This is a genomic window from Caulobacter sp. ErkDOM-E (genome assembly GCF_048541895.1).
GTDB lineage: Bacteria > Pseudomonadota > Alphaproteobacteria > Caulobacterales > Caulobacteraceae > Caulobacter.
Genome location: NZ_CP183331.1, coordinates 2425279 through 2451877, shown reverse-complemented (window position 1 = coordinate 2451877; position 26599 = coordinate 2425279). Strand labels below are relative to the sequence as shown.

General features: G+C 63.6%; 27 protein-coding genes. 26 read left to right on the top strand and 1 reads right to left on the bottom strand.

Going from position 1 to position 26599, the window contains the following annotated elements; all coding sequences use genetic code 11:
* Position 1: 1 nt before the first annotated feature.
* The 21 genes from nuoE (at position 2) to ACN2C7_RS11860 (ending at position 20048) form a co-directional block, all read left to right on the top strand.
* On the top strand, positions 2 to 688 hold the full coding sequence (nuoE, locus tag ACN2C7_RS11960) for an NADH-quinone oxidoreductase subunit NuoE (RefSeq protein WP_419317206.1): 687 nt from the start codon (positions 2 to 4) through the stop codon (positions 686 to 688).
* The gene (locus ACN2C7_RS11955; protein ID WP_419255219.1) at positions 688 to 915 is read left to right on the top strand and encodes a hypothetical protein; all 228 of its coding nucleotides are present in this window, start codon (positions 688 to 690) and stop codon (positions 913 to 915) included. The genes nuoE and ACN2C7_RS11955 overlap by 1 nt, the downstream gene beginning before the upstream one ends.
* The gene (locus ACN2C7_RS11950; RefSeq protein WP_419317205.1) at positions 912 to 1178 is read left to right on the top strand and encodes a hypothetical protein; all 267 of its coding nucleotides are present in this window, start codon (positions 912 to 914) and stop codon (positions 1176 to 1178) included. Before ACN2C7_RS11955 ends, ACN2C7_RS11950 begins: the two co-directional genes overlap by 4 nt.
* A 3-nt stretch (positions 1179 to 1181) precedes the next feature.
* Positions 1182 to 2501, top strand: coding sequence for an NADH-quinone oxidoreductase subunit NuoF (nuoF, locus tag ACN2C7_RS11945; protein ID WP_419317204.1), 1320 nt, complete (start codon positions 1182 to 1184; stop codon positions 2499 to 2501).
* Between the two features lie 5 nt (positions 2502 to 2506).
* A complete protein-coding gene (nuoG, locus tag ACN2C7_RS11940) occupies positions 2507 to 4567 on the top strand; it encodes an NADH-quinone oxidoreductase subunit NuoG (protein WP_419317203.1) in 2061 nt (686 codons plus the stop codon).
* A 4-nt stretch (positions 4568 to 4571) separates the two neighbouring features.
* Positions 4572 to 5639 carry an NADH-quinone oxidoreductase subunit NuoH gene (gene nuoH / locus ACN2C7_RS11935; protein WP_419317202.1) on the top strand — a complete coding sequence of 356 codons (1068 nt, stop codon included), beginning with the start codon at positions 4572 to 4574 and terminating at the stop codon, positions 5637 to 5639.
* Positions 5640 to 5665: 26 nt separating this feature from the next.
* A complete protein-coding gene (locus ACN2C7_RS11930) occupies positions 5666 to 5878 on the top strand; it encodes a hypothetical protein (RefSeq protein ID WP_378109168.1) in 213 nt (70 codons plus the stop codon).
* A gap of 5 nt (positions 5879 to 5883) precedes the next feature.
* Entirely contained in the window at positions 5884 to 6375 is a 492-nt protein-coding gene (nuoI, locus tag ACN2C7_RS11925; protein WP_419317201.1) for an NADH-quinone oxidoreductase subunit NuoI, read from the top strand.
* An 83-nt stretch (positions 6376 to 6458) separates the two neighbouring features.
* Entirely contained in the window at positions 6459 to 7076 is a 618-nt protein-coding gene (locus ACN2C7_RS11920; RefSeq protein WP_419317200.1) for an NADH-quinone oxidoreductase subunit J, read from the top strand.
* The gene (gene nuoK, locus ACN2C7_RS11915; RefSeq protein ID WP_419255227.1) at positions 7073 to 7378 is read left to right on the top strand and encodes an NADH-quinone oxidoreductase subunit NuoK; all 306 of its coding nucleotides are present in this window, start codon (positions 7073 to 7075) and stop codon (positions 7376 to 7378) included. The genes ACN2C7_RS11920 and nuoK overlap by 4 nt, the downstream gene beginning before the upstream one ends.
* An 8-nt stretch (positions 7379 to 7386) precedes the next feature.
* Positions 7387 to 9471 carry an NADH-quinone oxidoreductase subunit L gene (nuoL, locus tag ACN2C7_RS11910; RefSeq protein ID WP_419317199.1) on the top strand — a complete coding sequence of 695 codons (2085 nt, stop codon included), beginning with the start codon at positions 7387 to 7389 and terminating at the stop codon, positions 9469 to 9471.
* 10 nt (positions 9472 to 9481) lie between these two features.
* Entirely contained in the window at positions 9482 to 10966 is a 1485-nt protein-coding gene (locus ACN2C7_RS11905; RefSeq protein WP_419317198.1) for an NADH-quinone oxidoreductase subunit M, read from the top strand.
* A 7-nt stretch (positions 10967 to 10973) separates the two neighbouring features.
* Positions 10974 to 12413, top strand: a complete 1440-nt coding sequence (gene nuoN / locus ACN2C7_RS11900; protein ID WP_419317197.1) for an NADH-quinone oxidoreductase subunit NuoN — start codon at positions 10974 to 10976, stop codon at positions 12411 to 12413.
* A 1-nt stretch (position 12414) separates the two neighbouring features.
* Entirely contained in the window at positions 12415 to 13176 is a 762-nt protein-coding gene (locus tag ACN2C7_RS11895; protein WP_419321463.1) for a biotin--[acetyl-CoA-carboxylase] ligase, read from the top strand.
* Positions 13173 to 13958, top strand: coding sequence for a type III pantothenate kinase (locus ACN2C7_RS11890; protein ID WP_419321462.1), 786 nt, complete (start codon positions 13173 to 13175; stop codon positions 13956 to 13958). The genes ACN2C7_RS11895 and ACN2C7_RS11890 overlap by 4 nt, the downstream gene beginning before the upstream one ends.
* Positions 13958 to 15637 carry a ribonuclease J gene (locus ACN2C7_RS11885; RefSeq protein WP_419317196.1) on the top strand — a complete coding sequence of 560 codons (1680 nt, stop codon included), beginning with the start codon at positions 13958 to 13960 and terminating at the stop codon, positions 15635 to 15637. The genes ACN2C7_RS11890 and ACN2C7_RS11885 overlap by 1 nt, the downstream gene beginning before the upstream one ends.
* 110 nt (positions 15638 to 15747) lie before the next feature.
* Positions 15748 to 16167: a methylmalonyl-CoA epimerase gene (gene mce, locus ACN2C7_RS11880; RefSeq protein WP_419255232.1), complete on the top strand. Its 420-nt coding sequence runs from the start codon at positions 15748 to 15750 to the stop codon at positions 16165 to 16167.
* Positions 16167 to 16427: a DUF1467 family protein gene (locus ACN2C7_RS11875; protein ID WP_419317195.1), complete on the top strand. Its 261-nt coding sequence runs from the start codon at positions 16167 to 16169 to the stop codon at positions 16425 to 16427. The genes mce and ACN2C7_RS11875 overlap by 1 nt, the downstream gene beginning before the upstream one ends.
* Positions 16428 to 16760: 333 nt before the next feature.
* On the top strand, positions 16761 to 18089 hold the full coding sequence (gene proS, locus ACN2C7_RS11870) for a proline--tRNA ligase (protein ID WP_419317194.1): 1329 nt from the start codon (positions 16761 to 16763) through the stop codon (positions 18087 to 18089).
* Positions 18089 to 19369, top strand: coding sequence for a lipoprotein-releasing ABC transporter permease subunit (locus tag ACN2C7_RS11865; protein WP_419317193.1), 1281 nt, complete (start codon positions 18089 to 18091; stop codon positions 19367 to 19369). Before proS ends, ACN2C7_RS11865 begins: the two co-directional genes overlap by 1 nt.
* Complete coding sequence (locus ACN2C7_RS11860) at positions 19362 to 20048, top strand: ABC transporter ATP-binding protein (RefSeq protein ID WP_419317192.1); 687 nt, start codon at positions 19362 to 19364, stop codon at positions 20046 to 20048. The genes ACN2C7_RS11865 and ACN2C7_RS11860 overlap by 8 nt, the downstream gene beginning before the upstream one ends.
* A 12-nt stretch (positions 20049 to 20060) precedes the next feature.
* Here ACN2C7_RS11860 and ACN2C7_RS11855 read toward each other — a convergent pair whose 3' ends face one another.
* The gene (locus tag ACN2C7_RS11855; RefSeq protein ID WP_419317191.1) at positions 20061 to 21017 is read right to left on the bottom strand and encodes a nucleoside hydrolase; all 957 of its coding nucleotides are present in this window, start codon (positions 21015 to 21017) and stop codon (positions 20061 to 20063) included.
* Positions 21018 to 21161: 144 nt separating this feature from the next.
* Here ACN2C7_RS11855 and sidA point away from each other — a divergent pair, with 144 nt between their 5' ends.
* The 5 genes from sidA to rpsB all read left to right on the top strand — a co-directional run bounded on the left by sidA (position 21162) and on the right by rpsB (position 26581).
* A complete protein-coding gene (gene sidA / locus ACN2C7_RS11850; protein ID WP_419317190.1) occupies positions 21162 to 21263 on the top strand; it encodes a cell division inhibitor SidA in 102 nt (33 codons plus the stop codon).
* Between the two features lie 24 nt (positions 21264 to 21287).
* A complete protein-coding gene (dnaE, locus tag ACN2C7_RS11845; RefSeq protein ID WP_419317189.1) occupies positions 21288 to 24719 on the top strand; it encodes a DNA polymerase III subunit alpha in 3432 nt (1143 codons plus the stop codon).
* Positions 24720 to 24735: 16 nt separating this feature from the next.
* A complete protein-coding gene (locus tag ACN2C7_RS11840; RefSeq protein ID WP_419317188.1) occupies positions 24736 to 25086 on the top strand; it encodes a GFA family protein in 351 nt (116 codons plus the stop codon).
* A 73-nt stretch (positions 25087 to 25159) separates the two neighbouring features.
* Positions 25160 to 25474: a DUF5076 domain-containing protein gene (locus ACN2C7_RS11835; protein WP_419317187.1), complete on the top strand. Its 315-nt coding sequence runs from the start codon at positions 25160 to 25162 to the stop codon at positions 25472 to 25474.
* 249 nt (positions 25475 to 25723) lie between these two features.
* On the top strand, positions 25724 to 26581 hold the full coding sequence (rpsB, locus tag ACN2C7_RS11830; protein ID WP_419317186.1) for a 30S ribosomal protein S2: 858 nt from the start codon (positions 25724 to 25726) through the stop codon (positions 26579 to 26581).
* The last annotated feature ends 18 nt before the right edge of the window (positions 26582 to 26599 follow it).

Sequence of the window (26599 nt, the reverse complement as noted above, 5' to 3'; positions counted from 1 at the left end):
CATGTCCGTTCGTCGTCTCGCCAAGGAACAGCCCGCGAGCTTTGCGTTCTCCAAGGAGAGCCAGGCCAAGGCTGACTGGTGGAAAGCCAAATATCCCGCCGAGCGCAAGCAGTCGGCGGTGATCCCGATGCTCTGGCTGGCCCAGAAGCAGGAAGGCTGGATTCCTGAGCCCGCGATCCAGGAGATCGCCAGGCAGCTTGAAATGCCGGTCATCCGGGTGCTGGAAGTCGCGACCTTCTACGTGATGTTCCAGCTGCAGCCGGTCGGCAAGGTCGCCTTCGTCCAGCTGTGTGGCACGACGCCCTGCCAACTGCGCGGCGCGCTGGACCTGCGCAAGGTGCTGAAGGACAAGATTGGCGACGCCAACCACGTCTCGGCAGACGGCAAGTTCAGCTGGGAAGAGGTCGAGTGCCTGGGCGCATGCTGCAACGCGCCGATGGCCGCCATCAATGACTACTATTACGAGGACCTGACGCCGGAGAGCCTGGCCCAGATTCTCGATGACTTCGCCGCCGGCAAGTCGCCGCAGCCGGGCAGCTACGACGGCCGCAAGGCGTCGGAGCCCAAGGATTCGATCAAGACCCTGACCGATCCCAAGCTCTTCGACGGCTCGCTGGCCAAGAAGATCAAGATCCCGAACCTGCCCGAAAAGCCCAAGAAGGCTCCCAAGGCGGAGCCGACTGCCTGATGAACACCGACGCCGTCCTCCAGAAGAAGCGACTGACCGCGATGCTCGCCATCGATGCGGTCTGCTTCGTGCTGGCCGGCGCGGCGATCGTCGGTCATGTGGCCATGGGTATCGGTTGGCTTTTGCCGGCCTTCCTGGTTCTGGTCGCTGCGGGGCTGGGCGCGCAGATCTGGTTCGTTCTGGGCTGGATGCGCGCCGTGAAGCGGGAAGAGGGGGCTTCGTCATGATCGACGACAGCGACTTCAATACCCGCAAGGCGGCCTATCTCGAGACGATTCGCGGCCTCGGACGCCGCGAACGCGGCATCGGCTTCGTGGCTTGCCTGCTCGGCGCCCTGCTTCTGATCTGGGGCCGGGTCATCGCTGGCGCGCCAGAATGGGCCGTTGTTCTGGGTCTTGTGACGATTGCCGCCGGTTGGCTGCTTTTCGCCTATGTCATCCTTCGTCGGACGCGGTATGTGCGCGCCCATCCATTCGATCCGCAAAGCTGAGTCATGGTCGGTATCCTCGAAGACAAGGACCGCATTTTCACGAACCTTTACGGGCTCCATGATTGGGGCCTGGAAGGCGCGAAGAAGCGCGGCTGCTGGAATGGCACCAAGGACATCCTGGACGCCGGGCGCGACTGGATCATCGACAACATGAAGAACTCCGGCCTGCGCGGCCGGGGCGGCGCGGGCTTTGGCACCGGCCTGAAGTGGTCGTTCATGCCCAAGGAAGTGAAGGACGGTCGTCCGCACTATCTGGTCGTCAACGCCGACGAATCCGAGCCGGGCACCTGCAAGGACCGGGAGATCATGCGGCATGACCCGCACCTCCTGATCGAAGGCTGCCTGATCGCCTCGCGCGCCATGCTCGCCCACGCCTGCTACATCTATATTCGCGGCGAATATGTCCGTGAGCGCGAAGTGCTGGAAGCCGCCATCAAGCAGGCCTACGAGGCTAAGCTAGTCGGCAAGAACAATATCCACGGCTGGGACTTCGACATCTACGTCCACCACGGCGCCGGCGCCTATATCTGCGGCGAAGAGACGGCCCTGCTGGAGAGCCTGGAAGGCAAGAAGGGCCAACCGCGCCTGAAGCCGCCGTTCCCGGCCGGCGCGGGCCTCTACGGCATGCCCACCACGGTCAACAACGTCGAGAGCATCGCTGTCGCCGGCACGATCCTGCGTCGCGGCGCGGCCTGGTTTGCGGGCTTTGGCCGTCCCAACAACACCGGCACCAAGCTCTTCTGCGTCAGCGGGCATGTGAACACGCCCTGCAACGTCGAAGAGGCCATGAGCATCCCGTTCCGCCAGCTGATCGAGGATCACTGCGGCGGCATCCGGGGCGGGTGGGGCAATCTGAAGGCCGTGATCCCGGGCGGCTCGTCCGTGCCGATGATCCCCGCCGAGCAGTGCGAAGATCTGCCCATGGACTTCGACGCCCTGCGCGCCCTGCGCTCGGGTCTCGGCACCGCGGCCGTCATCGTCATGGACAAGGACACCGATCTGGTCCGCGCCATCGCCCGCCTGTCGTACTTCTACAAGCACGAGAGCTGCGGCCAGTGCACGCCGTGCCGTGAAGGCACCGGCTGGATGTGGCGGGTCATGGAACGCATGGTTACCGGCGAGGCCGATCCCAAAGAGATCGACACCCTGCTGGACGTCACGACCCAGGTCGAGGGTCACACCATCTGCGCCCTAGGCGACGCGGCCGCATGGCCGATCCAGGGCTTGTTCCGGCATTTCCGCCATGAGGTGGAGGATCGGATCGCATCCTATCGTAGCGGTCGCCTGCACGTGCAGGGCGCCAAGCTGATCGCGGCGGAGTAACAAGCATGGCTATCGCCAAGGTCAACGGCGTCGAGGTCGAGTTCGAGCCCGGCATGACGGTTCTGCAGGTCGCGGAACTGGCCGGGGAAGAGATCCCGCGCTTCTGCTATCACGAGCGTCTCAGCATCGCCGGCAACTGCCGGATGTGCCTGGTCGAGGTGAAGCCCGGTCCGCCGAAGCCGCAGGCGTCGTGCGCCCTGCCGGCCGCCGAGGGCCAGGAGATCTTCACCAAGACCCCGATGGTCAAGAAGGCCCGCGAAGGGGTGATGGAGTTCCTGCTCATCAACCACCCGCTGGATTGCCCGATCTGCGACCAGGGCGGCGAGTGCGATCTGCAGGACCAGGCTATGGGCTATGGTCGCGACGACAGCCGCTATGAAGAGAACAAGCGCGCGGTTGAGGAAAAGGCCATGGGCCCGCTCATCAAGACCGTGATGACGCGCTGCATCCAGTGCACGCGCTGCGTCCGCTTCATCACCGAAGTCGCCGGTTCGCCGGAGATCGGCCTGATCTCGCGCGGCGAAGACGTTGAAATCACGACCTATCTGGGCGCGGCGGTGACGTCGGAACTGTCGGCCAATGTGATCGATCTCTGCCCGGTCGGTGCCCTGACCTCCAAGCCCTACGCCTTTGAGGCGCGGCCCTGGGAACTGAAGAAGACCGAGAGCATCGACGTCATGGACGCGCTGGGCTCGGCGATCCGCGTCGACAGCCGCGCCGCTGCGGTGCTCCGCGTGCTGCCGCGCGTCAACGAGGACGTCAACGAGGAGTGGATCTCCGACAAGACGCGCTACGCCGTCGATGGCCTGCAGCGTCAACGTCTGGACCGTCCCTACGTTCGCGTCGGCGGCCGTCTGCAGCCGGCGACCTGGGGCCAGGCCTTCGCGGCCGTGGCCGAGAAGATCAAGGCAACCTCCGCTGACCGCATCGGCGTCATCGCCGGCGATTTGCAGGACGCTGAAAGCCTGAAGGCGACCAAAGACCTCTTCGCCGCTCTGGGCGTGAAGAACCTCGACACCCGCCAGGACGGCGTGGCGCTGGGCGCTGGTCCGCGCGAGAGCTGGCTGTTCAACACCACGATCGCCGGGATCGAGAACGCCGACGTCATCTTGCTGGTCGGCACGAACCCGCGCGTCGAGGCGCCGGTGCTCAACACCCGCCTGCGCAAGCAGTGGATCGCCGGCAAGCTCCGCATCGGCGTGATCGGCGAGCAGGGCGACCTGACCTACGAGTACGACTATCTCGGCGCCGGCTCCAAGACCCTGTCGGGCCTGGCCAAGAGCAAGTCCGACTTCGCTGCAGCCCTGAAGAACGCCGAGCGTCCCGCCATCATCATCGGCCAGGGCGCTCTGACCCGCGCTGACGGCACCGCCGTGCTGAAGGCGGCCGCCGGCGTGGCCAAGGCGTTCAACGTCGTGAAGGCCGGCTGGAACGGCTGGAACGTCCTGCACACCGCCGCAGCCCGCGTCGCCGGTCTTGACCTGGGCTTCGTGCCGGGCGAGGGCGGTCTGGCCGCCGGCGAGATGCTGAAGCCGGGCGCGCTTGATGTGCTGTTCCTGCTGGGCGCCGACGAATGCGAGACCGCCGCGTCGGACGCCTTCAAGATCTATCTGGGCACCCACGGCGACAATGGCGCGCACAAGGCCGATGTCATCCTGCCGGGCGCGGCCTATACCGAAAAGAACGGCCTCTATGTGAACACCGAAGGCCGCGTCCAGATGGGCGAACGGGCGGTGTTCCCGAAGGGGGAGGCCAAGGAAGACTGGTCGATCCTGCGGGCCCTGTCCGAGATTCTCGGCCACAAGCTGCCCTATGACAGTCTGGACCAACTGCGCGCCAAGCTGTTCGCAGACCACCCGACCTTCGGCCAGATCGATTTCGCGCCGGGCTCGATCCCGGCCGTGTTCGACCTGGCAGCCGTTGGCGGTCCAGGGGAACTGGCCGACACGCCGTTCGAGAACGCCATCAAGGCCTTCCACCTGACCAATCCCATCGCGCGCGCCAGCGTGACCATGGCCGAATGCGCGGCCGTCGTCTCCGGCGCCGCCAAGATCGCGGCGGAGTAGGCCGATGAGCGCTTTCTTCTCCAATCCGGCGGTGACCTGGACCCTGCTGACGACCGGCGGGATCCTGCTGGTCGTGATCTGGGTGCTGCTGAGCCTGGCGTTTCTGCTGCTGGCCGACCGCAAGATCTGGGCCGGCGTTCAGATGCGCAAGGGCCCCAACGTGGTGGGACCGTTTGGCCTGCTGCAATCCTTCGCCGACTTCTTCAAGTTTGTGCTGAAGGAAATCATCATTCCGGCCGGCGCCGACAAGGTGGTCTTCATCCTGGCGCCGCTGCTGAGCCTGGTTCTGGCCTTCGTCGGCTGGGCGGCCATCCCGTTCGCGCCGGGCTGGGTGGTCTCCAACCTGAACGTCGGCATCCTGTACCTGCTGGCGATGAGCTCGCTGGGCGTTTACGGCATCATCATGGGCGGCTGGGCTTCGAACTCGAAGTACCCGTTCCTGGGCGCGCTGCGCTCGGCGGCGCAGATGGTTTCGTACGAAGTCTCGATCGGCCTGATCATCATCACGGTGATCCTGCTGGCCGGCTCGATGAACCTGTCGACCATTGTCGAGGCGCAGTCCGGCTGGTTCTGGAACTGGAACGTCTTTGGCGGCGGCCTCAAGAACATCGTTCTGCTGCCGGTCATGGTGATGGCGATGGGCATGTTCTACATCTCGGCCCTGGCCGAGACCAACCGCCCGCCTTTCGACCTTCCGGAAGCCGAATCCGAACTCGTGGCCGGCTATCAGGTCGAATACAGCTCGACCCCGTACCTGCTGTTCATGGTCGCCGAATATTCCAACATCGTCCTGATGTGCGCGATGATCAGCGTCCTGTTCTTTGGCGGCTGGAACCCCGGTTTCCCGACCGATTTCCTGGTGAGCTGGGGCTGGTGGGGTAACTTCTTCCTGGCCTTGGTGTTCTTCGCCAAGATCTGCTTCTGGTTCTTCATGATCGCCATGGCCAAGGCCATCGTGCCCCGCTACCGCTACGACCAACTGATGCGCCTGGGCTGGAAGGTGTTCCTGCCGACCTCGCTGGTGCTGGTCGTTCTGGTCGCCGCCTGGCGTGTGTTTGGACCCGGCGCCTGATGAACCGCCAAGCCGCCATAGCCCTGATGGGCCTGACCTTCGCCTCGCTCGCGGCCTGTTCGGCCACGATGGCGTCGGACAGGTCCTATTCGCTGGGACGCGGCGTTGTGAACTATGACGAACTCCGCCGGGCCGGCGACAAGTGCAAGGCCGATGGCGGAGTGCTGCAAGCCAAGCAGGACGGGGGAGATCCCGCCCAGCTTTCAAACTACACCTGCGTCATTCCGAAGGGTGATTGACGGCCATGATGCAACGCATTTCCCAGGCGATTAAGGGCGCGGCCCTTCTGGACTTCGCCAACGCCTTTGGCCTGGCCATGAAGTACATGGTCGCGCCGAAGAAGACCGTCATCTATCCGAACGAGCGCAACCCGCAGTCGCCGCGCTTCCGGGGCGAGCACGCCCTGCGTCGCTATCCGTCGGGCGAGGAGCGCTGCATCGCGTGCAAGCTGTGTGAGGCCATTTGCCCCGCCCAGGCGATCACGATCGAGGCCGAACCGCGCGAAGACGGCAGCCGCCGCACGACCCGCTACGACATCGACATGGTCAAGTGCATCTACTGCGGCCTGTGCCAGGAGGCCTGCCCGGTGGACGCCATCGTGGAAGGTCCGAACACCGAATACGCGACCGAGACGCGCGAAGAGCTCTATTACGACAAAGAACGTCTTCTCGATAACGGCGACCGCTGGGAACGCCTGATCGCGAAGAATCTGGAGTTGGACGCGCCCTACCGCTAAAGACGGGCGGCGAATCCTAAGGGGGCGGCGCGCCATTTGGCGTTGTCGTCATGGATGTAGTTTTCAGGGGAGCACCTGGGCCAATGGCCTTGCAGGCGATCGCTTTCTATTTGCTGGCTTTCACAACGCTGGCGGCGGGTCTTCTCGTCGTCTCGGCGCGAAATCCCGTGCACTCGGTGCTCTTCCTGATCACCGCCTTTTTCTCGGCCGCCGGCCTCTTCGTCCTGCTGGGCGCGGAGTTCCTCGCGATGCTGCTGATCGTCGTCTATGTCGGCGCGGTCGCGGTGCTGTTCCTGTTCGTCGTCATGATGCTCGACGTTGACTTTGAGGAACTGCGCAAGGGCTTTGCCCAGTACCTGCCGATCGGCGGGCTTGTGGCGGGCGTGCTGACGCTGGAGATGATCTTCGTCGCCGCAACGGTGGCCACGAACGGCGCCGCTGGCAAAAACGCCGAGACCATGGCCTCGCCGGAAGGCGTGAGCAACACCGAGGCGATTGGGCGCGTGCTCTACACAGACTACGCCTTCTTCTTCCAGTTGGCGGGCCTGGTGCTTCTGGTGGCCATGATCGGCGCCATCGTCCTGACCTTGCGCCACAAGCCGGGCGTCAAGCGCCAGGATATCAGCAAGCAGGTGGCCCGTTCGCCCAAGACTGGCATGGAACTGGTTCAGATCAAGCCGGGTGAGGGGATCTCCGAATGATCGGCCTGCTGCACTATCTCGTCGTCGCCGCGATCCTGTTCACGATCGGCGTGTTCGGCATCTTCGTGAACCGCAAGAACATCATCGTCATCCTGATGTCGATTGAGCTGATCCTGCTGGCTGTGAACATCAATCTGGTCTCGTTCTCGGTCTATCTGCACGACGTGGTCGGTCAGATCTTCGCGATGTTCGTGCTGACCGTCGCCGCCGCCGAGGCGGCCGTCGGCCTGGCCATTCTCGTCACCTTCTTCCGAAACCGCGGCGACATCGCGGTCGACGACGCCAGCATGATGAAGGGCTAAGCGACATCATGCAGACGCTAGTCACAATTATCCTCTTCGCCCCGCTGGTCGCAGCGATCGTGGCGGGCCTGTTTGGCCGTCGCATCGGCGACGTGGCCTCGCAAGCGATCACCACTGGTGCTCTGCTGCTGGCCTGCGGTCTGTCCTGGTACGTGTTCAGCCAATGGACCTGGGGGCACATGGAGGCCTTCACGGTCACCCTGCTGCCATTCATCCACGTCGGCGACTTCATCTCCAACTGGTCGATCCGCATCGACGCCCTGTCGGCGGTGATGCTGATCGTGGTGACGACGGTCTCGGCCCTCGTGCACATCTACTCCTGGGGCTACATGGCCGAGGATGACAGCAAGCCGCGCTTCTTCGCGTACCTGTCGCTGTTCACCTTCGCCATGCTGTCGCTGGTCACCGCCGCCGACTTCATGCAGTTGTTCTTTGGCTGGGAAGGCGTGGGCCTGGCCTCGTATCTGCTGATCGGCTTCTGGTTCAAGAAGCCCACGGCCAGCGCTGCGGCGATCAAGGCGTTCGTGGTCAACCGTGTCGGCGATTTCGGCTTCGCCCTTGGCATCATGACCACCTACTGGGCGTTCGGTACGATCCAGTTCGCCGAACTCTTCCCTCAGATCGCCGCCAATGCCGGTCGCACCTGGGAGTTCGTCGGCCACAGCTGGCCGCTGATGGATATCGCCTGCTTCCTGCTGTTCATCGGCGCGATGGGCAAGTCGGCGCAGTTCTTCCTGCACACCTGGCTTCCGGATGCCATGGAAGGCCCGACCCCGGTCTCGGCCCTGATCCACGCGGCCACCATGGTCACCGCCGGCGTCTACATGCTGTGCCTGCTGTCACCGATGTTTGAATACGCGCCCGTCGCCAAGAACATCGTCACGGTGATCGGCGCGGTCACGGCCCTGTTCGCGGCCACGGTCGGCCTGACCCAGAACGACATCAAGCGGGTCATCGCCTATTCGACCTGTTCGCAACTGGGCTACATGTTCTTTGCGGCCGGTATCGGCGCCTATCAGGCGGCGATGTTCCACCTGTTCACTCACGCCTTCTTCAAGGCGCTGCTGTTCCTGGGCGCCGGTTCGGTGATCCACGGCATGCATCACGAACAGGACATGCGGAAGTATGGCGCTCTGGCCAAACTGCTGCCGGTGACCTTCATCGCCATGACCATCGGCACCATCGCCATCACGGGTCTCGGCTTCCCGCCGCTGCACCTGGGCTTCGCCGGCTTCTACTCGAAGGACACCATCATTGAGGCGGCCTTCGCTGCGGGTGGTGAGAACGCCTTTGCGATGTTCGCCTGGGTGATCGGCCTGCTGGTCGCCGGCCTGACGTCATTCTACTCTTGGCGCGTGGCGTTTTTCACTTTCAACGGCAAAGCCCGCTGGGGTCATGACGATCATCACGCTCATGACGCGCACGCTGCCCATGCCCATGACGGCCACGCCGCGCATGAGACGCACGACGAACCCGTTGCGGACGCCCGCGCGCATGACGACCATGGTCACGGCCATGATCACAAGCCGCACGAGAGCCCACTGATCATGCTGTTCCCGCTGGTCGTACTGTCGCTCGGCGCGGTGTTCGCCGGCTTCGTGTTCGTCGACTACTTCGTGGGTCACCACCAGGAAGAGTTCTGGCGCGGCGCAATCTACAACGCACCGACCAACCACGTTCTGCACGACGCGCATGACGTGGCCCAGTGGGTGAAGTGGAGCCCGTTGATCGCCTCGATCCTCGGTCTGCTGGTTGCGGCCTATATCTATCTGATCAAGGGCAACGAGCGTCTGGGCGCCAAGCTCGCGGCTCGAAACGGCCCGCTCTACGTGTTCTTCTACAACAAGTGGTTCTTCGACGAACTGTACCAAGCCACCTTCGTGCGCGCGGCCAAGTTCCTCGGCGACCTGTTCTGGAAGGGCGGAGATCAGAAGATCATCGACGGCTTCGGGCCTGATGGCGTCAGCGCCGTAAGCTACGAAGTCGGCCGCCGGACCGGCAAGCTCCAGACCGGTTACGTCTATCACTATGCGTTTGTCATGCTGCTCGGCGTCGCCGGCCTGCTTGGCTTCGCCCTTTACGCATTCCGTTGAGGACGGATCGATGACCGGCCTTCTCAGCCTCACAACCTTCGCTCCGCTCGCCGGCGTGGCCGTCCTTCTGGCGCTGCGCGCGATCAAGGGCGACAACGCGGCCACCGACAATCTGGCCAAGTGGATCGCCCTAGCGACCACCCTGGTGACCTTCGCGCTGTCGATCCTGATGGTCGCTCAGTTCGACGCCAAGAACCCCGGCTTCCAGTTCGTGGAAGACGTGGCCTGGTTCGCGGGCCTGCATTACCGCATGGGCGTCGACGGGATTTCCATCCTGTTCGTCCTGCTGACGGCCTTCCTGCTGCCGATCTGTATCCTGGCCAGCTGGCGCTCCATCGAGAAGCGGCTGGTTGAATACCTGATCTGCTTCCTGGTGCTGGAGACCCTGGTCATCGGCGTTTTCTGCGCGCTGGACCTGATCCTCTTCTACCTGTTCTTCGAAGGCGGCCTGGTGCCGATGTTCCTGATCATCGGGATCTGGGGCGGCAAGCGTCGCGTCTACGCGGCCTACAAGTTCTTCCTCTACACGCTGCTCGGCTCGGTGCTGATGCTGGCGGCGATCCTGGCGATGATCACCATCTCAGGAACGTCTTCGATCCCCGAACTGATGACCTTCAAGTTTGCGCCTTGGCTGCAAACCTGGCTGTGGCTGGCTTTCTTCGCCAGTTTCGCGGTGAAGATGCCGATGTGGCCGGTTCACACCTGGCTGCCCGACGCCCACGTCGAGGCGCCGACCGCCGGTTCGGTCATCCTGGCAGGTATCCTGCTGAAGATGGGCGGCTATGGCTTCATGCGCTTCAGCCTGCCGATGTTCCCCAATGCGTCGGAGATGTTCCAGCCGCTGGTGTTCGCGATGTCGGCCATCGCCATCGTCTACACCTCGCTGATCGCCTTCCGTCAGACCGACATCAAGAAGCTGATCGCCTATTCGTCGGTGGCCCACATGGGCTTTGTGACCATGGGCATCTTCTCGGGCAATGCGGCGGGCGAGCAGGGCGCGATCTTTCAGATGCTCAGCCACGGGGTGATCTCCGGCGCGCTCTTCCTCTGCGTCGGCGTCGTCTATGACCGCATGCACACTCGCGAAATCGCATTCTATGGCGGCCTGACCAATCGGATGCCCTGGTACGCAGCGACCTTCCTGCTGTTCACCATGGGCAATGTCGGCCTGCCGGGCACTTCGGGCTTCGTCGGCGAAATCCTGACGATGACGGGCGTCTACCAGGTCTCGACCTGGGCGGCCCTGTTCGCCGCCAGCGGCGTTATCCTGTCGGCGATGTACGCCCTGACGCTGTATCGCCGGGTCATGTTCGGCGAGATCGTCAATCCTCAACTCAAGACGATCACCGATCTCGACAAGCGCGAGATCCTGATCTTCGCGCCGCTGATCATCTCGACCCTGGTGCTCGGCATCTATCCGAATTTCGTATTTGACCTGACCGCGTCGTCCGTCGACGCGCTGGTCGGCGCCTGGCGCGCCGCCTTGGCCGGGTGAGGGACTGATGACGCTTTCAGCCAATCTTTCGCTGATCCTGCCCGAGGTCATTCTCGCGGTATCGGCCCTGGTCCTGCTGGTCTGGGGGGCCTTCCAGGGCAAGACGAGTCCGGCCTTTACGCTAGCCTCGGTCCTGGCGCTGCTCGCCGCCGCCGCTGCGGCCGTGGTCGGTCCACACGGTCACGCCTTCAACGGGGTCTATTCGGCCGACGCTGCGGCGACCTACGCCAAGGTTGCGATCTTCATCTCCAGCGCCATCGGCATCGTTCTGGGCGATCGCTGGCTGGCCCAGCGCGGCGACCAGAAGTTTGAATATGCGGTGCTGGTGATCCTGGCGGCGCTGGGCATGGGCGTCACCGCCTCGGCTGGCGACCTGATCAGCCTGTATATCGGTGTCGAACTGCAATCCCTGGCGCTCTACGTGCTGGCGGCGTTCCGTCGCGACGACGCCAAGGCTTCGGAAGCCGGCCTGAAGTATTTCGTCCTCGGCGCGCTTTCCTCCGGCCTGCTGCTCTACGGGTCGTCGTTGATCTACGGCTTTGCGGGCTCGACCCGGTTTGCCGACATTGCCGCTGCTGCGCATGATGCACACGGCGTTGGCCTGCTGTTTGGCCTGGTGTTCCTGATCTGCGGTCTGGCGTTCAAGGTCTCTGCGGCGCCCTTCCACATGTGGACGCCGGACGTCTATGAAGGCGCTCCGACCCCGGTCGTTGGCTTCTTCGCCGCCGCGCCGAAGCTTGCAGCCATGATGATGTTTGCCCGAGTGCTGGGCGACGCTTTCCCGGATTCGGTCGCGCAATGGCGTCAGGTCCTGGTGATCGCCGCGCTGATCTCGGTCTTTGTCGGCGCCTTCGCCGGTTTGGCCCAGACCAATCTGAAGCGCCTTTGGGCCTACAGTTCGATCGCCAATGTCGGCTACGCTCTGCTGGGCGTTGCCACGGGCGGTGAGACCGGGATGCACGCCATGCTGGTCTTCATGGTCCTCTACATGGTCGACGTGACCGGCTTCTTCGCCTGCCTTCAGGCCCTGAGCCGCGACGGCAAGCCGATGGAGACCATCGAGGACATGGCTGGCCTGATCAAGGAACGTCCGGGCATCGCCCTGGCCATGACCGCGTTCTCGCTGTCGGCCCTGGGTCTGCCGCCGTTCTCGGGCTTCTGGTCGAAGTTCTACGTCTTCAAGGCCGCGCTCGGCTCGGGCGACGTCATGCTGCAGTGGGCCGCTGTGCTGGGCCTGGTCGGCAGCGTCGTCGGGGCCTTCTACTATCTGCGCCTGATCAAGAGCATGTGGTTCGACGCCTCCAAAGGCGCCGTGGATGCCCCGGCCCCAGCAGCGCGCGCTGTGGGTTTCGCAGCAGCCCTGTTTGCTTTCCCGGTGGTTCTGGTCGCACTGATCTGGCTCGACCCGGCCGCCAAGGCCGCAGCTGCGGCCTTTGGCCACGCGTGACGTGACGGGCGTTCCCTCAGCTCCAGAAGGGCCGCCCGTCGTCGTTCTCGACGAGATCGACTCCACAAATGCCGAGGCCCGTCGCCGCGCGGAAGCGGGCGAAGCGGGTCCACTATGGCTGCTTGGCCTTAGGCAGACGGCGGGGCGTGGTCGAAGAGGTCGCGCCTGGGAGACAGGGGAGGGCAACCTCGCCGCTACCCTTCTGTTTTCCACTGACAAGTCGCCTGCGGAGGCTGCCCAGGTTTCGTTTGTCGCCGCACTGGCCGTCGCTGATCTTCTTGCGGCCTATGTTCCGGCATCCTTGATCAGCCTGAAGTGGCCCAATGATCCGCTGTTGGGCGGAATGAAGGTCAGCGGCATCCTGGTCGAATCCGGGAGCCGCCCGACCGGCGGGCTATGGCTGGCCGTTGGCGTCGGAGTGAACTTGGCGCGTAAGCCGATCGACAGCGAGCGTCCCGCCACCGCACTGACCGCCCATCGCGCAGCGCCCCCGCCATCACCGGCAGAGGCCATAGAGGTGTTGGCCGGCGCGTTTGAGCGATGGTCGCGCGTCTGGCATACGCTGGGCTTTCCCGCCATTGCCGACGCCTGGACAGCGCGGGCCCATGGCCTGGGCGAACCTTGCGTGGCACGTCTGGGAACCGAGACCATCGAAGGTGTCGCCGAGGGGCTCGATAGCGACGGCGCCCTGAGGCTTCGGTTGCCTGACGGTCGGTTGCGGCGCATCACGGCCGGCGATGTCTTCTTCGGTGAGGCAAACTGATGCTGCTGGCGATAGAGCAGGGCAACACCAATACGATGTTCGCCATCCACGATGGCCAGAGCTGGATCGCTCAATGGCGGTCTGCCACCGAGAGCACCCGTACGGCTGACGAGTATGTTGTGTGGCTGTCGCAACTGCTTTCGATGCAGGGGCTGGGTTTTCGGGCCATCGACGCCTGCATCATATCCAGCGTGGTCCCGCAGTCGATCTTCAACCTGCGCAACCTTTCGCGCCGGTACTTTAATGTCGATCCGCTCGTGATCGGCGAGAATGCGAAGCTGGGCGTCGAGGTGCGGATCGACAAGCCGTCCGAGGCCGGCGCTGACCGTCTGGTGAACGCCGTGGGCGCACACATGGTCTATCCGGGCCCCTTGATCGTCATCGACAGTGGCACAGCCACCACCTTCGACATTGTCGGCGCGGACGGGGGGTTCGAAGGCGGCATTATTGCGCCAGGCATCAATCTTTCCATGCAGGCGCTGCACGAGGCGGCTGCTAAGCTGCCGCGCATCGCCATTCAACGCCCCGCCGGCAACCGTGTAGTCGGAACCGACACCGTCAGCGCCATGCAGTCCGGCGTGTTCTGGGGCTATATTTCTTTGATCGAGGGACTTGTTGCGCGCATCAAGGTTGAGCGCGCGGAGCCCATGACCGTCGTCGCCACCGGTGGGGTCGCCTCACTATTCGAAGGCGCCACGGACTGCATCGATCACTTCGATTCGGATCTGACGATCCGCGGACTCCTCGAAATTCACCGTCGCAACACCACCTCAGAGACCTGATGACAAAATCTTCTCAAGACGAACTCGTTTTCCTGCCGCTCGGCGGGTCGAACGAGATCGGCATGAACTTCAATCTGTATGGCTTTGGCCCGGCCCACGCTCGCAAGTGGATCGTGGTCGATCTGGGAGTCACCTTCGGCGACCAGACGACCCCCGGTGTCGAAATCATCCTGCCCGATCCCGAGTATATCGAGGCCTATGCCGACGATATCCTGGGCATTGTGCTGACCCACGCCCACGAGGATCACCTGGGGGCGGTGCACTGGCTTTGGCCGCGACTGAAGGCGCCGGTCTATGCGACGCCCTTCACCGCCTTCCTGCTGCGCGAGAAACTGCGGGACGCTCGGTTGCTCGATGAGGTGCCGATCACCGAGGTGCCTCTGGGCGGCAAGTTCTCGATTGGCCCGTTCGATCTGGAAATGATCACCCTGACCCACTCGATCCCGGAGCCGAACGGCCTGGCGATCAAGACCCCTCTGGGCACGATCCTGCATACCGGCGACTGGAAGATCGATCCCGATCCACAGCTCGGTGAAGCCACCGACATCGACGCCATCCGCAAGCTTGGCGACGAGGGCATCCTTGCGATGGTTTGCGACAGCACCAATGTGTTTGTCGACGGCGTAGCAGGCTCGGAAGCCGATGTGCGCGTGGCGATGAACCGGCTGATCGCCGGCCTTACCGGCAAGATCGCTGTGGCGTGCTTCGCCTCGAATGTGGCCCGTATGGATACCGTGATCCGCGCCGCCCAGGCTGTCGGTCGCAAGGTCTGTCTGGCAGGGCGTTCGATGCACCGCATGAGCGCAGCCGCGCGTTCGGTCGGTCTGCTCGTGGGCATCGAGCCCTTCATCACCGATGACCAGGCCAAGTACCTGCCCGAAAACGAAGTCCTGTTCCTCTGCACCGGCAGCCAGGGCGAGGCGAGGGCGGCCCTGTCGCGCATCGCCGAGGGAACCCACCCGCACGTGAAGCTGTCGCAGGGCGATCACGTGGTCTTCAGCTCGCGGGTCATTCCGGGCAACGAGATTCCGATCCGCAACCTGCAGAACAAGCTGGCCGATCGCGGCGTTCGTCTGCACACCGAACGCGACACGCCGGGTATCCATGTCAGCGGCCACCCTTGCCGCGACGAACTCAAGCAGATGTATCAGTGGGCTCGCCCCGAGATCGCCGTGCCGACGCATGGCGAGCGTCGCCACCTGATCGAGCATGCCGCCTTCGCACGTGACCTGCAGGTTCCGCAGCAGGTGACACCGCGCAATGGCGATATGGTTCGCCTGGCTCCCGGCCGCGCCGAGATCATTGATGAGGTTCCGGCCGGTCGCCTCTATGTCGACGGTGGCGTGGTCACGGCCGAGAACGGTCAGGCCCTGCGCGAGCGCCGCCATGTCGCTTTCAATGGCATGCTGGCAGTGTCGATCGTTCTGGACGGCAAGAACCGTATCGTCTCTGGCCCGCAGGTGCGCGGCTTGGGTCTGGCGGGCGACAACGAGTATCCGCTGGGCGAAGCCATGGACGATCTTGCTGAGGAGGCCGAGACGGCCTTCAAGCGCCTGGGCGGCGATCAGAAGGAACTGGACGACTCGATCGAGAACGCCATCTCGCGCGCCGTGAAGAAGGCGGCGTTCCGGATCTGGGAGCGCAAGCCCGTCGTCGAGACGACGGTCCTTCGCGTCTAACGTTACGTAAGCAGCCGCCCGCCGTGAAAACGACACGGCGGGCGGCTCTTTTCGCGCTGTGGCTCAGGTGTTAGGCCTTCGCGCGAACGAGAAGCGCTTGGGAGCAGATCATGATCGGCAAACTCAATCATGTTGGCGTGGCGACGCCGTCGATCGACGAGTCGCTGAAACTGTATCGCGACCTGCTGGGCGCGACATCGGTCACCGAGAAGTGGGCAATGCCGGAACAGGGTGTCTGGGTTTGCTTCGTCAACCTGCCCAATAGCCAGATCGAACTGATCGAGCCGTATGGCGAGACATCGCCCATCCATGGGTTTCTGGCCAAGAACCCCAAGGGCGGCCAGCATCACATCTGCTTCGAGGTCGAGAATATCTACGAAGCGCGTGACGCGCTTGTCGCCAAGGGCGCTACGGTGCTGGGCGAGCCGCGTATCGGCGCGCACGGAACGCTGATTATCTTTGTTCACCCCAAAGACATGGGCGGCCTTCTGGTCGAACTCATGGAGACGCCCAAGGAGGCGCACCACTGATGGGCCCGATTACCGGCATCGCGATCTTCCTGACCATATGGTGGACGGTTCTTTTCGTCGTTCTGCCGCTTGGGTCGCGCAGCTATCACGAGATGGGGATCAAGCCGCCGGGCGGCGGCGACCCGGGCGCGCCGGTGAATCCTAATCTGAAGCGCAAGTTTTTCACCACGACCTGGGTGTCGATCGCGGTGTTCGCCGTGCTTTGGCTGATCATCCGCTTTCACCTGATCAGCCTGCCGGCGCTGCCCGCCACCTATTAGGGTCGCCATGGCGCCCAAGCCTTGGGCGTGATGCGATCTTTGCCCCTGCAATCGCACAAGGCTTGGGCGAAACGCCCTAATGCGCGCTGCCCGCTGCAAGTGCGTGCCCCAACAAATGTTCGGAGGCGTAAGGTCATCGTACGAGATCAGCGCTTTCTGATCTCACTCTGTGGCGTCTTCCCCGACGATGAACTTGCAAGGCCGCGCGAGGATCGCGCGGCCTTCTTTTCGTTTGAAATGGCTCTCGCGGTCATCTTTTCGCCGCGCGCGTTGCCAAGCTAACGGCCAAGAGGCTATCTCAGGCCCTCGCATTTCCTCGGAGACGTCTTTCTGATGCGCCTGTCGCGCTATTTCCTGCCCGTGCTGAAAGAAGCTCCGTCCGACGCCCAGATCGTGTCGCACCAATTGATGTTGCGCGCCGGCATGATCCGCCAGGAAGCGGCGGGCATCTATGCGTGGCTGCCGCTAGGCCTGCGGGTGCTGAACCGCATCGAGCAGATCGTCCGCGAGGAGATGGATCGCGCCGGCGCCATCGAGCTCCTGATGCCGACCTTGCAACTGGCCGACCTGTGGCGCGAGTCGGGCCGCTATGACGCCTACGGCCCTGAGATGCTGCGCATCGTAGACCGTCATGAGCGCGAGCTGCTTTACGGCCCCACCAACGAGGAAATGATCACCGAGATCTTCCGTGGGTCGGTGAAGAGCTACAAGGAGCTGCCCAAGAATCTCTACCACGTGCAGTGGAAGTTCCGCGATGAGACCCGTCCGCGGTTTGGCGTGATGCGCGGCCGCGAGTTCCTGATGAAGGACGCCTACAGCTTCGACCTGGACGTCGAGGGCGCGCGCAAGTCCTACAACCGCATGTTCGTGGCCTATCTGAACCTGTTTGATCGCATGGGCCTGAAGGCCGTGCCGATGCGCGCTGACACCGGTCCGATTGGCGGCGATCTGAGCCACGAGTTCATCGTCCTGGCCGACACCGGCGAAAGCGCCGTGTTCTGCCACAAGGATCTGGTCGAGATGGGCGCGCCCGGTCCCGACGTCGACTGGTATGGCGATCTGCAGCCACTGGTCGACCGGCGGACGGCGCTCTACGCCGCGACCGAGGAAATGCACGATGAGGCCGCTTTCGCCCAGGTCGCCGAAGGTGACCGGCTGTCGGCGCGCGGCATCGAGGTGGGCCATATCTTCTCGTTCGGGACCAAGTATTCCGAGCCGATGCGCGCTCTGGTCACGGGCTCGGACGGCAAGGATGTTCCGGTGCAGATGGGCTCGTACGGCGTGGGCGTCTCGCGTCTGCTGGGCGCAATCATCGAGGCCAGCCATGACGACGCCGGCATCATCTGGCCCGAGTCCGTGGCGCCCTTCGATGTGGGCATCATCAACATGCGTCAGGGCGATGCGGCTTGCGATGCGGCCTGCGATACCGCCTACAAGGCGCTGATCGCCGCCGGCAAGACGGTGCTCTACGACGACACAGACGCCCGGGGCGGCGCCAAGTTCGCCACCATGGACCTCATCGGTCTGCCCTGGCAGATGATCATCGGCCCCAAGGGCATCGCCGAAGGCGTGGTTGAGATCAAGAACCGCGCGACCGGCGAGCGCTCGACCGCCTCGCTGGAGTCCGTCCTGGCGGGCCTCACCCAAAGCAAGGCCGGCTAATGAGCGATCTCAGGGCGGCCGGACCATTCAGCCGCTGGGAGCGGTCCGTCGCGCGGCGGTACCTGTTCGCCAAGCGCAAGAATGGCGGCGTCGCCCTGATTTCGGTGATCTCGTTCAGCGCTGTGATGCTGGCTGTGTTCGCTCTCATCACCGTCATGAGCGTCATGAACGGTTTCCGTGCAGAACTGCTGGGACGGATCCTGGGTTTCAACGGCCATCTCTACGCCCAGTCGCCTCTGATCAATGGCCCTGACCGGGATGGTGTGATCAGCCGTATCCGCGCGGTGCCTGGCGTTGTTCAGGCCGTCCCTATGGTTGAAGCCCAGGCCATGGTCATCGGCCCCAGCCAGGTAACCGGCGCGATCGTGCGGGGCGTTACGCCGCGCGATCTGCGCGGCCTGAAGATCATAGCCGACAATATCAAGAAGGGTTCGATGGCCGGCTTTGGCCAAGGCGAGTTCGGCGGCGATATCGTGCTGATTGGCGACCGCATGGCGATCAATCTTGGGGTCGCCCCGGGCGACGCTATCACCCTGATCTCGCCCTCCGGCCCGGCGACGGCGTTCGGGACCTCGACCCGCGAAAAGGACTACATCGTCGGTGGCATCTTCAGCGTCGGCATGAGCCAGTTTGACGAGGCCTATGTCTACATGCCGCTCGACCAGTCACAGCTGTTCTTCGGGCGTGACACCTCGGTCGACTATGTTGAGATCAAGGTTGATGACCCCGATGACGCCAAGGCCCTGAAGCCCGCAGTCGAGGCCGCCAGTGGTCCGGGCGCGCTCGTCGCCGACTGGATGGACAAGAACCATAGCTACTTCACGGCCCTGCAAGTCGAGCGGAAGGTGATGCGGTTGATCCTCTTCTGCATCGTCGCGATCGCCACGCTGAACATCATTTCCAGCCTGGTCATGCTGGTCAAGAACAAGGGCAAGGACATCGCCATTCTTCGCACCATGGGGGCAGGGCAGGGATCGATCCTGCGCATCTTCCTCATGGCCGGCGCCTCGATCGGCGTGGCGGGCACCCTGACAGGCCTGCTGCTGGGCGTGCTGTTTTGCGCCTACATCACGCCGATCCAGAACTTCGTGGAATGGGTGACGGGTACGGCCGTTTTCAGCGCCGACGTCTATATGCTCTCGCACATCCCCGCGAAGATCGACTGGTCCGAAGTGGGCGGCATTGTCGGCCTCTCGGCCCTGATGAGCATCGCAGCGACCCTGCCGCCGGCTTGGCGCGCCTCGCGTATCGATCCGGTAGAGGCGCTGCGCTATGAGTGATCCCGTCCTGTCGCTGCGCGGCGTCGAACGCGTTTACAAGACCGAAGCCGGCGATCTTCCCGTGCTGCGCGGCGTCGACATCGACGTCTATCCAGGCGAGGTCGTCGGACTGATCGGTCCCTCGGGATCGGGCAAGTCGTCGCTGCTGCATTCGGCCGGCTTGCTGGAACGTCCCGACGCCGGGCTCGTGGCTCTGGGGGGGCGCGACTGCTCGAAGCTGTCGGAAAGGATCCGCACGCGGATCCGCCTGGGCACGGTGGGGTTCGTCTACCAGTTCCACCACCTGCTGCCCGAGTTCAGCGCGCTCGAGAACGTGGCCATGCCCGGCCTGATCGCCGGGCGCAGTCGCGCCGAGGCCGAGGGGCGCGCTCTTGAGCTGCTGACGGAGCTTGGCCTGAACGCCCGGGTGAACCATCAGCCGGCCCAGATGTCGGGTGGCGAGCAACAGCGCGTGGCGATCGCCCGTGCCTTGGCCAACAAGCCGCAACTGCTGCTGGCCGACGAGCCGACGGGCAATCTGGATCCGGCGACCTCAGCAGCGGTGTTTCAGTCGCTGTACAGCCTGGCCCGTGGCCAGGGTGTGGCCGCGCTGATCGCGACGCACAACATGGATCTGGCGCGCTACATGGATCGGGTGTTCGCGCTCAGAGACGGCCATCTCGAGCAGCAGACCTTTTAGGGCAGCGCCTGGCTAAAGCAGCGCTCGGCGCATCGCTGCGAAGAAGCCGCTCCGGTCGATCTTCTTGATCACGCGGGCATTCTGCGGCCTGCGTTTGAGCGCCGGATCAGCGACCTCGATGTCGGGCAGGATCGCGTGCGAGACGCTCAGATAACCTCGCGTGAGTTCACCCAGGGTCTCGACATCAATGACGGCCTGCTCGGCTTCCAGGATCAGGCTCTCATCCAGCGCGACGGCGCATGTCAGGGCGTCCGGGTGCAGGCTGCCGCTCAGACCTTCGGTTTGCTGAGCGAAGGCCAGGGAAGCGCGATTGACGTCGGTGAAGAACCGCGCGCGGGGCGTGCCCAAGGCCTCTAGTCCGGCCAGTTGGGCAACATCCAGCAGTCCGTCACGCAGCGTTTCGGTCCACGTCACGATGGACAGCCTGAAGCCGGCGTTGATCACGATCTTGGCGGCTTCAGGATCGGCATAGAAGTTGTACTCGGCGGCGGGCGTCACATTGCCCACGCCGTTGTCGGTGCCGCCCATGACCCAGAGATGTTTCACAGCCTGGGCGATGCGCGGCTCGCGCAGATAGGCCAGCGCAATATTGGTCAGGGGCGCCTGGGCAAGGATTGTGATCTCGCCCGGAGCCGCCATCACCCTTCGCACGATCTCGTCAACCGCGTGACCGTTGGCCGGGCGCTGGGTGGCCAGTTCAAAGCCCATATCGCTCATGCCGTCCGCACCGAACACATAGGCCGCGTCCAGCGGCGCACGGGAAAATGGAGCCTGGGCGCCCAGATAGACTGGCACGCCTTGCGTCTCGCAGACTTCCAACGTGACCAGCGCATTCTCCGCATGCTGGACGAAGCCGACATTGCCGTGGGCGATCGTGATCGCCTCAACAGTGACGCCCGGTCGGGAGAGGGCGAGCATCAGGGAGAAGACGTCGTCTCCGGCGGTGTCTGTGTCGATGATCAGGCGCATGGGGCTGATCTGAACTGATCCGGCGTCCAGGGCAAAGCCCCCTGAGGGCCTTCGAATGGCTCTCGGCAAGAATATCCGGTGGATCGTGGCGGAACATCTTGTGAACGGAACAAAAGAAGAATATAGAACAAACAAGCAACCATTGTGGAGGTTCCTGTGATCCGTATCGCGCGCGAGTCTTTGGCTCTTGTATCCGTCGTCAGCTTCGTCTGGATGATGTGCTCGGTCGCCCAGTTGGTGGCCTGAGTCGATTGATTGGAGACGTGGGCGATGTCGGGCAGCGAAGGACAGGGTTTCGTCCACCTTCGGGTCCGTTCGGCCTATTCGCTGCTGGAAGGCGCCATCAAGGCTGACGTGATCGGTAAATTGGCCGAGGCTGCCGGGATGCCGGCGGCGGGTCTGACGGATCGGGCCAATCTGTTTGGCGCTCTGGAATATTCCTCCTACGCCAAGGATTCGGGGATCCAGCCGATCATCGGCTGCGCGCTGCCCGTGTCAGGCATCGGCGCTGGTCCAACAGAGCGATGGGCGCGAGCGCCGACGATCACGCTCCTGGCCCAGAACGAGCGGGGCTATCTCAATCTTTCCGAGCTTTCGTCGATCGCTTACCTGGAAAGCGGTGATCTTGCCGAGCCGATCGTGCCCTGGTCCAAGGTGGTCGAGCACGCTGAAGGATTAATCCTGTTATCGGGCGGCGTCGATGGTCCGGTTGACGCGCTGTTCGCGGCCGGAAAGAGCGCCGAAGCAGTCCAGGCCCTGGCCGAAATGAGCCGGGTGTTTGGTGATCGGTTCTATGTCGAGCTGCAACGCCATGGTCTGCCGCGTCAGGCCGCAGCAGAGCCGGGTCTGGTGAACTGGGCCTATGAGCACGACGCGCCGCTGGTCGCGACCAATGATGTGTATTTCGCCAAGGCCGAACTCTACAACGCGCACGACGCCCTGCTGTGCATTTCCGACGGCGCGTTTGTCGGACAGGATGAACGCCGTCGTGTGACGCCAGAGCACTGGTTCAAGCCGGCGGCCGACATGCGCAAGCTGTTCTCGGATCTGCCGGAGGCCTGCGACAACACCCTGGACATCGCCCGTCGCTGCGCCTTCCTGGTCAAGAAGCGTGACCCGATCCTGCCGAGCTTTCCGACGGGCGACGGACGCAGCGAACCGGACGAACTGAAGCATCAGGCCCGCGAAGGTCTGCGTGCAAGACTCGCCGAAAACCCGTTGGCAGTCGATGAGCAGGTCTATTGGGATCGACTGGATTTCGAGCTGGGCATCATCATCAAGATGGGATTCCCCGGCTATTTCCTGATCGTGTCGGACTTCATCAAGTGGGCCAAGTCGCACGGTATCCCCGTAGGCCCGGGCCGGGGTTCGGGCGCCGGGTCGCTGGTCGCCTGGGTGCTGACCATCACCGATCTGGATCCGCTGCGCTTTGGCCTGCTGTTCGAGCGTTTTCTGAATCCTGAGCGGGTCTCCATGCCCGACTTCGACATCGACTTCTGCCAGGAGCGACGCGAAGAGGTCATCGTCTACGTTCAGGAGAAATACGGCCGCGATCGCGTGGCTCAGATCATCACCTTCGGCTCGCTTCAGGCCCGCGCTGTGCTGCGCGACGTCGGACGGGTCATGCAGTTGCCGCTCGGTCTCGTTGACCGGCTCTGCAAGATGGTCCCCAACAACCCGGCCGCGCCGGTGACCCTGGCCCAGGCTATCGAACTGGAGCCGCGCCTCAAGCAGGCCAAGAAGGAAGACGGCAACGTCTCGGCCTGTCTCGACGTCGCCCTGCAACTGGAAGGCCTGTTCCGCAACGCCTCGACCCATGCCGCCGGCCTAGTGATCGGCGACCGGCCGCTAACCCAGCTGACGCCGCTGTACAAGGATCCGCGCTCCGACCTGCCCGCCACCCAGTTCAACATGAAGTGGGTCGAGAGCGCCGGGCTGGTGAAGTTCGACTTCCTGGGTCTGAAAACCCTGACGGTGCTGGATCGCGCCATAAAGCATCTGAAGAAGCGCGGCGCGGATGTCGATCTGAGCAAGTTGCCCTTCGACGACCCCAAGACCTATGAACTGCTGGCCTCGGGCCAGACGGTCGGCGTGTTTCAGCTGGAAAGCCAGGGCATGCGTGACACCCTGCGCAAGATGCGGTGCGGGTCGATCGAGGAAATCACCGCTCTGATCTCGCTCTATCGACCGGGGCCGATGGACAACATCGATACCTTCGTCGACTGCAAGTTCGGCCGTAAACCCGTCGATACCCTGCACCCGTCGCTCGAGACGGTGCTCAAGGAGACCTACGGCGTCATCGTCTATCAGGAACAGGTGATGCAGATCGCCCAGATCCTGGCGGGCTACAGCCTGGGCGAAGCCGACCTCCTGCGCCGGGCCATGGGCAAGAAGAAAAAGGAGGAAATGGATCTTCAGAAGATCCGTTTCGTCGACGGCGCCAAGCAGAAGAACGTCCCTGAAGAGCAGTCGGGTTCAATCTTCGAACTGGTGGCCAAGTTCGCCGGCTACGGTTTCAACAAGAGCCACGCGGCCGCCTATGCGCTGATCGCCTATCAAACGGCCTGGTTGAAGGCCAATACGCCGGTCGAGTTCCTGGCCGCGTCGATGAGCCTGGATATCTCCAACACAGACAAGCTGGCGGTTTTCCATCAGGACGCCCGCCGGTTCGACATCACGGTGCGCGCGCCTGACGTCAATCGGTCGGGGGCCGACTTCGAGGTCGAAAACGGCGAAGTGCTCTACGCCCTGGGCGCGGTGCGCAATGTGGGCCTGGAAGCCATGAAGCACCTGGTCGCCGTGCGCGAGGAGGGCGGCCCGTTCCGCGACATCTTTGATTTCGTCGAGCGGGTCGATCCAAAGCAGGTGAACAAGCGGGCGATCGAAAACCTGGCGCGCGCAGGAGCCTTTGATTCCTTCCACAAGAATCGCGCCCAGATTCTGGCCTCCTCCGACGTCTTGATCGCGCACAGTCAAAGCATCGCCGCTGATCGTCAGGGCGGTCAGCATGCCTTGTTTGGCGGCGATCCAGCCGCAGGCCGGCCGCGCCTTAAGAAGACTGAGCCCTGGAACCAGGTCGATCTGCTGGACGAAGAACTGGCTGCTGTTGGCTTCTATCTGACCGGCCACCCGCTTGAAGACATGGTGGGCATGCTGCGCCGCAAACGCACCGCCATGCTGACCGAGGTGATCCCCCAGGCCGAGGCCGGGATGGAAGCCTTCCGGATGTGCGGCGTTGTGCGGCGTCGTCAGGAACGGGCTTCGCAAAGCGGTGAGCGGTTCGCTTTCGTCTCGCTGTCGGATCCAACAGGCGAATATGAAGTCCTCTTTCCGCCTGAGGCTTTGCGGAAGTGTCGGGATGTGCTGGAGCCTGGCAAGTCGGTCGCCATCAAGGTGCGCGCCAAGGCTCGGGATGGCGAGGTGCGGTTCTTTGGCGATGACGCAGAGCCCATCGAGAAAGCGATCGAGAACGTGGTGGCGGGGCTGCGCGTTCACCTGTCGCCCTCAGCGACTGAAATCGAGGCCTTGCGAAAACGGCTCGAGCCGGCGGTGTCTCAGAAGGGCGGCGAGATCAGCCTCATCGCCGCGATCGGCGGCGGACGCGAGATCGAGCTGAAGCTGCCGGGTCGCTATGCGCTCGACGCCTCGTTGCGCGGCGCATTGAAGACCGCACCCGGCGTGGCGCTGCTCGAAGACGTCTAGGGCGGGAGAGGCGCGGATGGCCAGACATGAAGGCGGTTGCCAGTGCGGCAGGGTGCGGTTCGAGGTAGAGGTCGAGCTTGAGGATCTGATCAGTTGCAATTGCTCGCGTTGCGGCAAGCTGGGTTCGGTTCTGGCCTTCGCGGCCGAGGACGATTTCACGCTCCTGCAAGGGCAGGGCGCTCTGACCGAGTACCGCTTCAACACGGGCAAGATCTCGCACCTGTTCTGCACGGAATGCGGCATCGAATCCTTTGGACGCGGCGAAGCTCCCGGCGGCGCATGCATGGTCGCTATAAATGTGCGCTGCCTCGACAAGATCGATGTCTTCGCGCTTGAGCCGGTCCAGGTGAACGGCAAGGCGTTCTGAATGGCTGGCGCCAACAGAGTCGAGCTCGGCCTCCTTCCCCTGACAAGGTCAAACTCTGGTTCATGAGGTCAGGATGGACGCCCGCGCAATTCCTCCGGCGGCGCTCCGCGACGTCAAAGCTGTAGAGCTTGCTCGGGTTTGGATCGCAGAGCAGGGACTGCATTGCTCGCTCAAGTTCGGCTTGTATGCCGCCGACGGCGTGGCTCGGGAGACTTCGGCCTGGAGGATCATCCTGACTGATCTCGCCGGCCATGTCGCGGATGCTCTCAGCGCCGATGGCATGGGAGCCCAAGCCGATCTGTTCGATGCTATCGTCGAGAGCTTCAACCAAGAAGTTTCGGCTCCGTCTTCCAGACGGATGGGTGGGTCTGCTGCTGAGTCCAGTTAGCCCTTGAACGACGAGCTTCGAGGACATCCTCACTTGCATCCGGTTGAGACTGCAGTGCCAGCCTCGTTGCGCCGCAGCCCGACAAGACTTGCTTTTTGATCCAATCGCGCCTATCTGCGCGCCATTCCACACGCGGACGTTCGGCTGTGACCCGGGGAGACATCCCGGCGCCGCCGTTCCGGTCCCGCCCCAGATGTCTGGGTCGGGGGTGTCCGCGGAGGTTCAACCGGAAGAAGGATTATAGGCCTCATGGCGCTTCCCGAATTCTCCATGCGTCAGCTCCTGGAAGCTGGCGCCCACTTCGGCCACCAGACGCACCGCTGGAACCCGAAGATGGACCGCTACATCTTTGGCTCGCGTTCGAACATCCACATCATCGACCTGTCGCAGTCGATTCCGCTCCTGCACCAGGCCCTGGTGAAGGTGCGTGAAGTCGCCGCCGCCGGCGGTCGCGTGCTGTTCGTCGGCACCAAGCGTCAGGCTTCCGATCCTGTCGCCACCGCCGCCAAGCGCTGCGCCCAGTACTACGTCAATCACCGCTGGCTCGGTGGCACCCTGACCAACTGGCGCACCGTTTCGGGCTCGATCGCGCGTCTGCGCGAACTCGAAGGCATCATGGGTGGCGAAGGCCAAGGCCGTTCCAAGAAGGAACTGCTGCAGCTGACCCGCGAACGCGACAAGCTGGAACTGTCGCTGGGCGGCATCAAGGACATGGGCGGCATCCCCGACATCATGTTCGTGATCGACACCAACAAGGAAGCCATCGCGATCCTTGAAGCCCGCAAGCTGAACATCCCGGTCATCGCGATCCTGGACACCAATTGCGATCCGGACGGCATCACCTATCCGATCCCGGGCAACGACGACGCCGCCCGCGCTCTGCAGCTGTACTGCGACCTGATCGCTGACGCCGTCCTCGACGGCCTGGCCGCCGGTCAGGCCTCGTCGGGCGTCGATCTGGGCGCTTCGGTTGCTCCGATGGAACCGACCCTGGCTCGCGAACTGACTCCCGAGCCGGTGGCTGCTGAAGCCGCCGCTCCCGAGGCCGCTCAAGAAGCGACCGCTGAAGCGATCGAAGCCGTCGCCGAAGAGCCCGCGGCGAGCTGATAGGACGACCGTCCTCTC

Coding starts and splice junctions, on each gene's coding strand:
- nuoE (WP_419317206.1), top strand. CDS start 2: ATGTCCGTTCGTCGTCTCGCCAAGGAACAGCCCGCGAGCTTTGCGTTC.
- ACN2C7_RS11955 (WP_419255219.1), top strand. CDS start 688: ATGAACACCGACGCCGTCCTCCAGAAGAAGCGACTGACCGCGATGCTC.
- ACN2C7_RS11950 (WP_419317205.1), top strand. CDS start 912: ATGATCGACGACAGCGACTTCAATACCCGCAAGGCGGCCTATCTCGAG.
- nuoF (WP_419317204.1), top strand. CDS start 1,182: ATGGTCGGTATCCTCGAAGACAAGGACCGCATTTTCACGAACCTTTAC.
- nuoG (WP_419317203.1), top strand. CDS start 2,507: ATGGCTATCGCCAAGGTCAACGGCGTCGAGGTCGAGTTCGAGCCCGGC.
- nuoH (WP_419317202.1), top strand. CDS start 4,572: ATGAGCGCTTTCTTCTCCAATCCGGCGGTGACCTGGACCCTGCTGACG.
- ACN2C7_RS11930 (WP_378109168.1), top strand. CDS start 5,666: ATGGGCCTGACCTTCGCCTCGCTCGCGGCCTGTTCGGCCACGATGGCG.
- nuoI (WP_419317201.1), top strand. CDS start 5,884: ATGATGCAACGCATTTCCCAGGCGATTAAGGGCGCGGCCCTTCTGGAC.
- ACN2C7_RS11920 (WP_419317200.1), top strand. CDS start 6,459: ATGGCCTTGCAGGCGATCGCTTTCTATTTGCTGGCTTTCACAACGCTG.
- nuoK (WP_419255227.1), top strand. CDS start 7,073: ATGATCGGCCTGCTGCACTATCTCGTCGTCGCCGCGATCCTGTTCACG.
- nuoL (WP_419317199.1), top strand. CDS start 7,387: ATGCAGACGCTAGTCACAATTATCCTCTTCGCCCCGCTGGTCGCAGCG.
- ACN2C7_RS11905 (WP_419317198.1), top strand. CDS start 9,482: ATGACCGGCCTTCTCAGCCTCACAACCTTCGCTCCGCTCGCCGGCGTG.
- nuoN (WP_419317197.1), top strand. CDS start 10,974: ATGACGCTTTCAGCCAATCTTTCGCTGATCCTGCCCGAGGTCATTCTC.
- ACN2C7_RS11885 (WP_419317196.1), top strand. CDS start 13,958: ATGACAAAATCTTCTCAAGACGAACTCGTTTTCCTGCCGCTCGGCGGG.
- mce (WP_419255232.1), top strand. CDS start 15,748: ATGATCGGCAAACTCAATCATGTTGGCGTGGCGACGCCGTCGATCGAC.
- ACN2C7_RS11875 (WP_419317195.1), top strand. CDS start 16,167: ATGGGCCCGATTACCGGCATCGCGATCTTCCTGACCATATGGTGGACG.
- proS (WP_419317194.1), top strand. CDS start 16,761: ATGCGCCTGTCGCGCTATTTCCTGCCCGTGCTGAAAGAAGCTCCGTCC.
- ACN2C7_RS11865 (WP_419317193.1), top strand. CDS start 18,089: ATGAGCGATCTCAGGGCGGCCGGACCATTCAGCCGCTGGGAGCGGTCC.
- ACN2C7_RS11860 (WP_419317192.1), top strand. CDS start 19,362: ATGAGTGATCCCGTCCTGTCGCTGCGCGGCGTCGAACGCGTTTACAAG.
- ACN2C7_RS11855 (WP_419317191.1), bottom strand. CDS start 21,017: ATGCGCCTGATCATCGACACAGACACCGCCGGAGACGACGTCTTCTCC.
- dnaE (WP_419317189.1), top strand. CDS start 21,288: ATGTCGGGCAGCGAAGGACAGGGTTTCGTCCACCTTCGGGTCCGTTCG.
- ACN2C7_RS11840 (WP_419317188.1), top strand. CDS start 24,736: ATGGCCAGACATGAAGGCGGTTGCCAGTGCGGCAGGGTGCGGTTCGAG.
- ACN2C7_RS11835 (WP_419317187.1), top strand. CDS start 25,160: ATGGACGCCCGCGCAATTCCTCCGGCGGCGCTCCGCGACGTCAAAGCT.
- rpsB (WP_419317186.1), top strand. CDS start 25,724: ATGGCGCTTCCCGAATTCTCCATGCGTCAGCTCCTGGAAGCTGGCGCC.